The sequence below is a fragment of the Streptomyces sp. NPDC059957 genome, assembly GCF_042730015.1.
GTDB lineage: Bacteria > Actinomycetota > Actinomycetes > Streptomycetales > Streptomycetaceae > Streptomyces.
Map to the genome: position 1 here is coordinate 1 of NZ_JBHWMB010000128.1, position 10,213 is coordinate 10,213.

7 protein-coding genes and 1 pseudogene are annotated in these 10,213 nt (G+C 71.9%); 7 read left to right on the plus strand and 1 reads right to left on the minus strand.

Annotated elements, in window-relative coordinates:
- Positions 1–103 precede the first annotated feature (103 nt).
- A complete protein-coding gene (locus ACFWBW_RS40210) occupies positions 104–2,626 on the minus strand; it encodes a hypothetical protein (RefSeq protein WP_385384368.1) in 2,523 nt (840 codons plus the stop codon).
- A 214-nt stretch (positions 2,627–2,840) separates the two neighbouring features.
- Between ACFWBW_RS40210 and ACFWBW_RS40215 the strand changes: the two genes are divergently transcribed.
- The 7 genes and pseudogenes from ACFWBW_RS40215 to ACFWBW_RS40245 all read left to right on the plus strand — a co-directional run.
- The gene (locus ACFWBW_RS40215) at positions 2,841–3,824 is read left to right on the plus strand and encodes a PKD domain-containing protein (RefSeq protein WP_385384371.1); all 984 of its coding nucleotides are present in this window, start codon (positions 2,841–2,843) and stop codon (positions 3,822–3,824) included.
- Between the two features lie 260 nt (positions 3,825–4,084).
- Positions 4,085–4,498 (plus strand): rodlin, encoded by a 414-nt coding sequence (locus ACFWBW_RS40220; RefSeq protein ID WP_385384374.1) that lies wholly within the window; start codon positions 4,085–4,087, stop codon positions 4,496–4,498.
- A 548-nt stretch (positions 4,499–5,046) separates the two neighbouring features.
- Positions 5,047–6,339, plus strand: coding sequence for a peptidoglycan-binding protein (locus ACFWBW_RS40225; RefSeq protein WP_385384377.1), 1,293 nt, complete (start codon positions 5,047–5,049; stop codon positions 6,337–6,339).
- 434 nt (positions 6,340–6,773) lie between these two features.
- Positions 6,774–8,663: an ATP-binding cassette domain-containing protein gene (locus ACFWBW_RS40230; protein ID WP_385384381.1), complete on the plus strand. Its 1,890-nt coding sequence runs from the start codon at positions 6,774–6,776 to the stop codon at positions 8,661–8,663.
- A 323-nt stretch (positions 8,664–8,986) separates the two neighbouring features.
- Entirely contained in the window at positions 8,987–9,805 is an 819-nt protein-coding gene (locus tag ACFWBW_RS40235) for a phosphotransferase (RefSeq protein WP_385384384.1), read from the plus strand.
- A complete protein-coding gene (locus tag ACFWBW_RS40240; RefSeq protein ID WP_385384387.1) occupies positions 9,802–9,960 on the plus strand; it encodes a hypothetical protein in 159 nt (52 codons plus the stop codon). The genes ACFWBW_RS40235 and ACFWBW_RS40240 overlap by 4 nt, the downstream gene beginning before the upstream one ends.
- Positions 9,957–10,213 (plus strand): annotated as a pseudogene (locus ACFWBW_RS40245) (MFS transporter); the annotation flags it as partial. The gene ACFWBW_RS40240 and the pseudogene ACFWBW_RS40245, both read left to right, overlap by 4 nt.

Consider the following 10,213-nt stretch of genomic DNA (forward strand, 5'->3'; position numbering starts at 1 on the left):
AGCACGTCCACGGCCGTGCCGTCACCGGACGGGAATTCGCCGGCGGGGTCATCGCCGGCCAGGTCGCCGACGGCCGGGTCGCCGACGGCCGGGTCGTCCGCCCTCACCTGGTCGGGACCGTGGCGTCGCGAGTCCACGGGCCCGCGCCCCTGCGCAAGAGCACGGCCGTGCCGTCCGTGAAGGCCAGTACGTCCTCCTCGATCTCCACCAGGACCTTCTGGATGTCGGCCGGGTCCCGCGATTCGGCCCCGGGCCGGTAGACGCGGACCCGGTAGCGGCGGGTCCCGGTGAGCCGGCTGCCGGTGGCCTGCTGGGCCCCCGCCAGTCCGGTGTCGTCGGCATCGACCACGGTGAAGGACACCACCGCCCACGCCGATTTGGCCTTCAGGATCTCGATGACGGCCTTCTCGCCGAACCGGGTCACGAACTCGGGGTCGTGGATGCCCAGGCTCCAGTACACCGCCGACATCGCCAGGACCCGGGACTTGGTCTCGGCAAGGTCGACGCGGGCGGTGAGGTGGGCGGTCAGCCGGTCCTGGGTGGTGATGTAGTCGGCCCTGTCGATGTCCTGGTAGGCCACCACCTGCCGACCGCCCACCGTGCGGACCTCCGGCCCCCGGATCCCGTCCCAGGGCAGCCGGCCGAGCCCGTCGGTCTCCTCCATGCCGATCTCGGCGTCGGTCAGCGGGACGATCGTCGGCCACGGATAGGCGAAGCCGGGGGCGTCCTTGAGCGGGGTGAACGTGCGGGTCGCGTCGGGGGCCACGGAGGGCCAGTAACTGCCGAGTGCCGCACAGAGTTTGACGTCCTCCAGGAAGGGGGTGCCCAGGCTGTAGGCCTGCATGTACCGCTGGAGCGGCAGTCCGGGCTCGCTGTAGACGAGGCCCTGACTGACCTCCCACCCCGGGTCCGTGACCCCGGCCGCCGCGTCCGGCAGACCGGTGTACCGGCCGCGCGCGCCGGCGGGCAGCGGGCGGGCGAGGGGTTCGCCGGGCGCCGGATGGCCGAGGACGGCGGTCAGGGTGTCGTCGTAGATGTCGAAGCCCTTGGGGAGGGTGATGTCACCGGCGAACCGGAACTCGGAGAGCGGGTGCGGCGGTACGGCCCACAGTGCGGCGCGGATCGCCTCGGGGACCTGGGTGCGCCACCACACCGCGAGGTCGTGCTGGTTGACGTGGGGGAAGAAGTCGGGTGGCGCGACGCTGCAGAAGGCGGGCTTGAACGTGTCGATTTCCGAGGCGAGTTGCGGACAGTCGACGGAGACGAAGCCGTCGCCGGCGAAGTCGACCCAGTGCTGGGCCCGGTAGCCGCCCTCCCGGATGATCGTGTCCATGTCCGGGTTGAGGTTGAGGTCCTCCAGCCGTCCGTCGCTGTGCAGGCGGTGGCGGATGTTGACGTACTCGGGGGAGCGCCGGTCGTTGTCGGGGGCGGTCCCCTCCAGGTAGGTCGGCTCGGTCTCCAGGGAACCGGGGATCAGCTGGACGGAGGAGAAGTACAGGATTCCCGGGTCCTGGACCAGGTCCGCGGACACGTTGAAGCTGAGCCACTCCCCCTCGAACCGCGCCCGGTCCGCGAACGGCCCGGGACGCGGGGCGAGCACCCCGGAACCGTGCGCTCCCTTCTGCGGGGGCAGCAGTGCGGCGATCTTCTCGTCCCGGATCGTGAAGGGGAACTTCTCCAGGTCCTTGCCGGTCCACTCGGTCGGATAGCCCTGCTCCCTGAGGAAGAGATGCATGCGCTTGAGCTTCTCGTTGACCAGGTGCGAGCCGAGGGTGAGGGACAGGTCCAGGCCCTCTACGCATTCCCGCCCGGGGAACAGCTTGTGCACCGGCACCCAGAAGGTGCGCTCGTCGTCGCCGTCCACGATGTCGCGGGGTCCGAAGGTGCGGCTGTCGGCCCCGGTGACCTGCATGGCGATGTACGGGGCGAAGCGCTGCGGCACCGTACGGAAGACGAACGGGCGCTTCGGGTCCTGCGGGGCGAACTGGCGGGTCCGGGCGTCGTAGTGCGGGCCGGTGGTGCCCATGCGGGTGATGCCGGTCCGGGAGAAGCAGAGGTCGGCGTGGCGGCCGTGCACCGAGCCGGTGGCGTCACGGTAGTCGAGGGCGAACACCACCACACCGAGCGGGTTCTCCCCGGCGATCTCCCGGAGCCGGGCCAGTGAGGGCGGGCGCACCCCGTAGACGTAGTTCTCGACGGCTTCGATCTCGGCGAGGCCCGGGAACGCGCCGAGGGTCCGGCCCCGGCCGTCCGTGGTCACGTGGGGCGAGGCGAACGCGTGGTAGAGCAGGCTCCGGGCGGGGATCCCCGGCTCGATGCCGCGGGCGGGCAGGGTCGGGGAGAAGTCCTCGAAGCCGGGCACCGAACGGTCCAGGTCGGGGACCGGCTTGGCCAGCTCGGCGGCGAGGTCGGGGGCGCCGATGTCGAGTACGCCCCGGGTCGCGGTGAGGAGCAGGGTGCGCCAGCCGCGGCCCGCGAGGCGGGCGCAGGCGTCGGCGACCGCGTCGACCAGTGGTCTGGAGGGCGGCGCCGCCACGGCCTCGTACTGGACGGTGAGGCCTGGGAACCCGAGCAGGAGGCCGCCCGCGGCGGCTCCCTTCACAAGACCGCGTCGAGAGAGCACCACGTTCGCCTCCTGGGATGTACGGGGTCACGCTTGCCGATCGGTGATTCTGGCGGCTGTGGCACGGGCGGCCCGAGATCGACGCGGGGTTCCCTCCGAACGGCCCAAAGGATGTTGTTAACAGCTTGTCGCGGGCGCCGCGGAGCTGCCAGGACCCCTACCGGGGGTCTGGGGTGCTGCGTAGACTCCACCCGCCGACCGTGCGCTCGACGACGCCGTGGCCGGGGTCATCAACGCGGGCGTACCGGTGGCCGTCGCCGCGGGCAACGACAGCAAGGACGCGTGCAACACGAGCCCGGCGCGCCTGCCCGCGGCCATCACCCTGGGCTCCACCGACAGCAACGACGCCCGTTCCAGCTTCTCCAACTACGGTTCCTGCCTGGACCTGTTCGCCCCCGGTGGCTCCATCGTCTCCACCAAGATGGGCGGGGGCACGCAGACGATGAGCGGCACCTCGATGGCCACTCCGCACACGGCGGGAGCGGCGGCGATCCACCTCTCGGCGCACCCCGACGCCACCCCGCAGCAGGTGCGCGACGCGCTGGTGGACAACGCCCAGTCGGGCGTGGTGACCGGGGCCGGTTCGGGCTCCCCCAGCAAGTTCCTGAACGTGACGAAGCTCGGCGCCCCCACCCAACCCGGTGAGCCGGTAGCGGACTTCGCCGCCCAGTGCTCTGTGTCGGCCGCTTCGTGCGCATTCGACGCCTCGGCGTCCAAGGACCCGGACGGCTCGATCGCCTCGTACGCCTGGGAGTTCGGTGACGGCGCGAAGGGGGAGGACGTCAAGCCGTCCCACGAGTACTCCGCCGCCGGGACCTACTCCGTCAAGCTGACCGTCACCGACAACTCCGGCCGCACCGCCACCGTCACCAAGCCCGTCACCGCCGGGACCACGCGGCCCCCGACGGGCACCCCGCCCACCGCCGCGTTCTCGGTGTCCTGCTGGTACCAGGACTGCTCCTTCGACGCCTCGGCCTCCAAGGACTCCGACGGCTCGATCGCCTCGTACGAGTGGAAGTTCGGCGACTCCGCCACGGGCACCGGCGCCACCGTCGCCCACCGCTACCCGGCCGGGCAGCGCAGCTACACCGCCGAGCTGATCGTGACCGACAACTCCGGTCTGACGGGCACCGCTTCGCGCCGCATCGACTGCTACGGCTTCGGCTTCGGCACCGGCCAGTCCCTCTGCTTCGTATCCTGACCCGTCCCGTCCCGCGCGACCCGGCCCTCCTCCACCCCGGGGAGGTCCGGGTCGCGCGCATGCCGGTCGAGTGGCGACGGCTCCTTGACCCAGGCCGCCTCGGCCGCGGGCTCCGCCCCGTACGGGGTTCCCCGGCCCGTCCGTAGAGCGGGCCGATCCTGCAAACGGGTGACTTAGCGCCACATGTGCAAGGTCTCAGGCGTTGCCAGGGCGAAATGACCGACGGGTACCACCCCGCTCCAACGAAGGATCTCCAGGTAATGCTGAAGAAGATGATGGTCACCGCAGTCACCACCGCCGCCGCGATCGGCGCCGGCGGCGCCATGGCCGCTCCGGCCATGGCCATCGGCAATGACAACGGGATCAACACCGTCAACGGCAACGGTGCCGTGCAGGCCTATGGCAACCAGAAGACCCACGGCGCGATGAGCCCCCAGCTCTCCGCGGTCCAGGGCACGCTGAACAAGCCGTGCATCGGTCTGCCGGTCAAGGTAAACGCCCAGTCGCTCCTCGCCATCCTCGCGAACGTGGGCGTCCAGGACGTCAACGTCCTGTCCAACCCGCAGAACCAGCAGTGCGCCGAGAACTCCACCCAGGCCAAGGGCGACGAGCCGCTCTCCCACATCCTGGACAACATCCCGGTCTGGGGGGAAAATGTGGAACGGGGAGGCTGACGCCCCCCCCAAAACCAACCGCCTGTCCCGCCAGCGGGCGCCCGCACGACCCCCCCGCGCCCGGGCCGTCGGCCGTCCGGGCCCCAAACCGTCCGGGCCCGGCCGTTCAGGATCCAGGCCGTCCGGACCCCGCGCGTATCGCTTCGATCAGCCGGCCGGAGCCATGTCGTAGGTGACCCACATCGTACGAGTGGCCACTTGGTCGTACTTGGACCGGGCGCGGTGGTTGTCGTCGGCCGTGATCCAGCGGACCACGCTCCAGCCGCGTTCGGCAGCGCCCCGCCCGCCCGATCCCCGGCATCGCCCGAATGTCGAAGCCCGCACCCACCCGGGGACGCGGCGTCCACTTCGAGGACCCGCCGCGCCGAGGGCGGCCTGCCGCACGTGCGCGCCGCGTCTGCCTGTATCGCCCTGGCTCCGAAGCACGCCGCCCGGCGGCCCTTCCGACATGCCGGACACCGCACCGGAGCACTTGAGCTCCTCCCGGCCCGCGATGGAGCATGATCGACTCGGGTACATATGCCCCGATACGGAGGGATTTGCCGCTCATGTCACTCATGCCACTCGTACCACTGATCACCTTCACCGAGATACGCCCGGCGGCGGACTGCCCCTGCCCGGGGTGCCGTTCCGAGCGCCGCTCCACCGCCGCCCGGCACACGCCGCGCAGGCGGGCCCGGGCCCTGGCCGTGGCCACCGTCGCTGGAGCTTGCGGCCTGGCCGTCACACCGGGGATCGCCGCGGCCGCACCGGCCGTCGAGACCGGGCGCACCCCCTTCCCCGACGGCACGCAGTCCACTCCGCAGGGGCCTGCCGGCCCGCTGGCCCGGGACTCCACGAAGCGCCTGAGCGCGCCGGGGACCACCACTGCCGCCACCATCGCCACCACCACCCGGGCGGACATCATGCGCCGGGCCCAGCAGTGGGTCGACGCGCGGGTCCCGTACAGCATGAACGCCTACCGGAACGGCTACCGGACGGACTGCTCCGGCTTCGTGTCGATGGCCTGGGGCCTCGGCTCAAACCAGTGGACCGGCAGCCTGGACCGGTACGGGCAGCGCATATCCAAGTCCGAGCTGCGGCCCGGCGACATGCTGCTGTTCCACAACCCGTCGGATCCGGGCGCGGGATCCCATGTGGTGCTCTTCGGCGGCTGGACCGACGCGTCCATGAACCGCTACACCGCCTACGAGCAGACCCGCCCGCACACCCTGAAGCGCACGAACCCGTACGCGTACTGGAACAACTCCTCGCGCTACGTGGCCTACCGCTACACGGGCCTGCGCGAAGGCGGCGGCGAAGAGGGCTCCGGCTCGTTCCCCGGGGCACGCGCCTTCGGCCCCGGGGCGAACAACGCCCACGTCACCCGGCTCGGCGAGATGCTCGTGGCGCGCGGTGGGGGCCGCTTCTACACCTCCGGCCCGGGACCCGTGTGGGGCCCCGCGGACCGGGCCGCCACCAAGGCCTTCCAGGAGGCGCAGGGGTGGCGCGGCGCCGAGGCCGACGGAACCCCGGGTCCGGCCACCTGGGCCCTGCTCACCGGTGGCAAGGGGCGGAACATCCCCTCCGCAGGCGGCGGATCGACCACCGACTCCGCGTTCCCCGGCGCGCAGCACTTCCGCCCCGGTCAGGCCAACGAACACGTGGCCCGGCTGGGCCGCCGCCTCGTGGAGCGCGGCTACGGACGGCACTACTCCCAGGGCCCCGGCCCCCGTTGGTCCGAGAGCGACCGGCGCAACGTGGAAGCCTTCCAGCGGGCGCAGGGCTGGCGCGGCGCGGAGGCGGACGGCTACCCGGGCCCGGAAACCTGGCGCCGCCTCTTCGCCACTACGGGCCGCTGACCCCGTCCGGCCCCCTCCCCGCTTCCCCCTACCCGCTTCCCCCTACCCGCCCCCCTTCCTCCTCTGCCTTCCCTCGCCCCTTCCCCCGCGACGTCCACGGCGCGGGGGAAGGGGCTATCGGCCGCTGCCACCGTCCGTACCGATCCGGCTCCTCGGAGGCGGGCCGCGGCGTACGCAAAGCCACGCACTCTACAAGCGGGCCCGGCCCGATGCGCGCCAACGCACCCACTGCCGTGCGGCGCTTGGGAACCTCGGCGATTCGGCCAACATCCTTTGGTGGCAGTGCCGTTGCGGGAGGCGGGTCGGTGTAGTTCGCACGGTCCCCCGCCCCCGTCATTCCGGGGTTCCCTGGCCGACCGAAAGACGTGTGTTCGAAAAGCCGGGGCGGTCGTTGAGCTCACGACAGCGTCCGAACGGCGATCCAGGGGGACCTGATGAGCGCATCCGAAGTGCACGGCAAACCGACCGGCGCTCCTCCTCCGCCGCCGCCTGCGGAGATCACGTACAGCGGGCAGTACTCCGTCAATCCGCTCGCCGAGGTCTCCTTCCGGAAGATGTGCGCCACGCTCCCCTCCGTCCTGGCCCGGATCAGCCGCCTGTCGTGGCGGACCGACCGGCGGGCCGTCCGGCTCCTGATCGGGTGCCAGGTCGTCACGGGCGCATCCGCCGCGGTACTGCTGGCCGCCACCGCCCGCGCGATGGGGCCCGTACTCGGCGCCGGAAGTGCAGCCGACCGTCTCCAAGGGGCCTTGCCCGCGCTGCTCGTGGTCGCGCTCGCCGCCGCGATGAACCGCGCCGCGGGGGCCGTGGCCGCGTACGCCGAACGGCGGATCACCCCACTGCTGACCTCGGAGACCGACAGCACCCTGGTCGAGGCGGTCTGCCGGGTCGAGGCCTCGGCCTACGCCGGGGACGGCTTCTCCGACCGGCAGGAGGCGGCCGAGATGGGGGTGGTCCGTACCCACGTGATGGTCGCCGACGCCCAGCGCTTCATGTCCTCGCTGATCCGCCTGGTCACCGCCGGCAGCGTCCTGTCCCTGCTGAACGTGATGCTGTTGCCCCTGCTGCTCCTCGCCGTACTGCCCGCCGGCATCGGCGCCGTCCTGACCGCCCGCGTCGACTACGAGATCCACTACGCCAACATCAGCGACCGCAACGTGCGTGGGATGATGCGCTGGTGGGCCACGGCCTCCCAGTACGGCGACGAGGTCCGCGCCAACTCCATGACCGACTACCTCGTCCACTGGTACCGGGCCCTGTCCGACCGGTGTGACCGGCGGAACCTGGCAGCCGCACCCCGGACCCTGCGGATCTCCCTGCTCTCCGCGCTGGCCGGCGGCGTCTTCCTCCTCGCGACCTGGGGAGCACTCGCCTGGCTCGCCGTGACCGGCCGGATCGAACCCGCCATCGCCGCCACGGCCGTGATCGCCGTCCAGACCGCGCTGGCCGCCCTGTCCCAGGTCATCATCAACGGCGCCGCGGTCTTCCACACCAGCCTGTACCTCACCGACATGCAGTCCTTCCTCGACGAGGCCGCCGCCCGTGCTCCCCGGCGCGGACCACGCGAGATCACCGGCCCGGTCGAGCGGATCCGGCTCGACGAGGTCGTCTACCAGTACCCGGGCAAGGGCAAACCCGCGGTGGACGGCGTCTCCCTCACCCTGGACCGCGGACAGATCCTCGCGATCCTCGGAGCGAACGGCTCCGGGAAGTCGACCCTGACGCGGCTGATCACCGGGATCTACCTCTGCGACAAGGGCAAGGTCACCTGGAACGGAAGCGACCTCGCCGACACCGACCCGGGCACGGTCTGGCGCCTCACCGGCCTGGTGCCGCAGGAGTTCGCCAAGTGGCCGCTGCGGGTGCGCGAGAACATCACCCTCGGTCAGCCCCGCACCCACGACGACGGGCCCGTGTGGGAAGCCGTCGACGCGGTCGGCCTGCGCGAAGCCGTCGAAGACCTCCCCGAGGGTCTGGACAGCCTCCAGGCCCGCGACATCTGGGGAGGCGTCGAATTCTCCGGCGGGCAGTGGCAGCGCGAGGCGTGCGCCCGGGCCCTGTACCGCAAGCCCGAGTTGCTGATCCTGGACGAGCCGACGTCTCAGATGGACCCGCGCGGCGAGCATCTGATCTTCGAGCGGATCAAGGCCATCGCCGCCGACCGGATCACCATCATGGTCACCCACCGCCTGGAGAACACGAGGATCGCGGACCACATCATCGTGCTGGAGGGCGGCCGCATCACCGAGCAGGGCCGCTATGACGATCTCGCCCACGGCGGCGGAACCTTCGCCGAACTCCTCGCGCTCTCCCAGGACCGCTGACCGGCTCCGGCCCGCCCCACGTGCCCGATCCGCTGCTCCGCCGCACCGCCGCTCCGCCGCACCGCCGCACCGCCGCACCGCCGGAGGCAGTGGCTTCGCCTGCCTCACCCGCCCTACCCGCCATACCTGGCCCACCTGGCCTACCCTCCCCCACCCGCCGCCCCGGAGGACCCGTGTTCCCTCACATCACCGCATCCGACGGCCGTGCGCCCCTCCCGCCCGGGGGCCTCGCGCCCGAGCAAGAAGCCGGCCGCCGCACGAGGAGTACGAAGCCACTGCCGCCGGCGGTGCGGGGGTGGGCGGAGCAGCGGATCGGGCCCGTCGTGTCCGTACGCGATGCCTCGCACGACTGGGACCGCTCCCGGGTGTGGGACGTGGCGGGCGCCGACGGGGTGCACCGGTACGTGAAGGTGTCGCCCAGCGAGAAGTTCTTCACCCGTGAGACCCGGGCATACCGTCACGTGGTCCCCGCCCTCGGGCACAGCCGGGCACCCCACCTCATCGACAGCCGCGCCCAGGATCTGGTCCTGCTGCTCACCACGGTGCCCGGCGCCCCGGCGAAGACGCTCGGCCTGTCCTCCGGTGACTGGCGGGCCGTACACCAGCAGGCCGGAACCCTCTGTGCCCGGCTGCACGAGGCCGGGGAACTCGACCGCACCGACCGGGTGGAGGCCGAGGCCTCCCTGGGGGCCGCCGCCGACGGGACGGAGAAGTACCTGGCCCGCGCCGGTGACCGGCTCACCGAAGGGGAGCAGCAGTTGGTCCGCGACCACGCGGCCCGGCTGCGCCGCGTCGGCCCGGTTCCCGTCGGCTACATCCACGGCGACAACCAGCCCAGGAACTGGATGGTGTCCGAGGGCGGGCTCGCTCTCATCGACTTCGAGCGGACCCGGCCGGCTGCCCTCGTCCAGGACCTGGTCCTCTTGGCGGTCACCCAGTGGATCGACCATCCGGACCGCGAGAAGGCATTCCTCTCGTCCTACGGGCGCACTCTCACCGACGGCGAGCGGCACGCTCTGCGCTGCCTGGCCGCCCTGGACGCGGTCAACTGCCTGGCCTGGGGCCCGGACAACAACGACGAGCAGGTCGCGGCCCGGGGCCGACGGACCCTGGACCGGCTGATGGGGGAGAGCGGGTCGTGAGCGAGATCCCCGGGAGCATCGTGCACGTCGTGCTCCTGCTCCAGCGTCCCGGTGACGGCCGTCCTCGCCCACTTCGCCGCCGGTCTCCTCCAGGCAAGACCTACGTCTACGGCAGTCTCACCGCTCCGGAACTCCGGGGAGGTGAGGGCCTGTGACGGCCTCCACCAAGGCGGCCGAGACCCGGAGGCCGACCCCACCGGCCCTGCGACTGCTGGTCGCGAGCGAATGCGCGAGCCTGTCCGGATCGGCGGTCAGCGCCGTCGCCGTCCCCACTCTGGCCGTGCTCGTGCTCCACGCCTCCACCCTCCAGGTCGCCGTGCTCGCCTTCCTCGGACAGCTGCCGAACGCCATCGTGGCGCTCCCGGCCGGCGCGCTCTCGGACCGCCACCCCAAGCGCCCCCAGATGAT

Excerpts from the sequence above, each read along its gene's own strand:
- ACFWBW_RS40220 (WP_385384374.1), top strand. The coding sequence starts at position 4,085 with ATGCTGAAGAAGATGATGGTCACCGCAGTCACCACCGCCGCCGCGATC.
- ACFWBW_RS40225 (WP_385384377.1), top strand. The coding sequence starts at position 5,047 with ATGTCACTCATGCCACTCGTACCACTGATCACCTTCACCGAGATACGC.
- ACFWBW_RS40230 (WP_385384381.1), top strand. The coding sequence starts at position 6,774 with ATGAGCGCATCCGAAGTGCACGGCAAACCGACCGGCGCTCCTCCTCCG.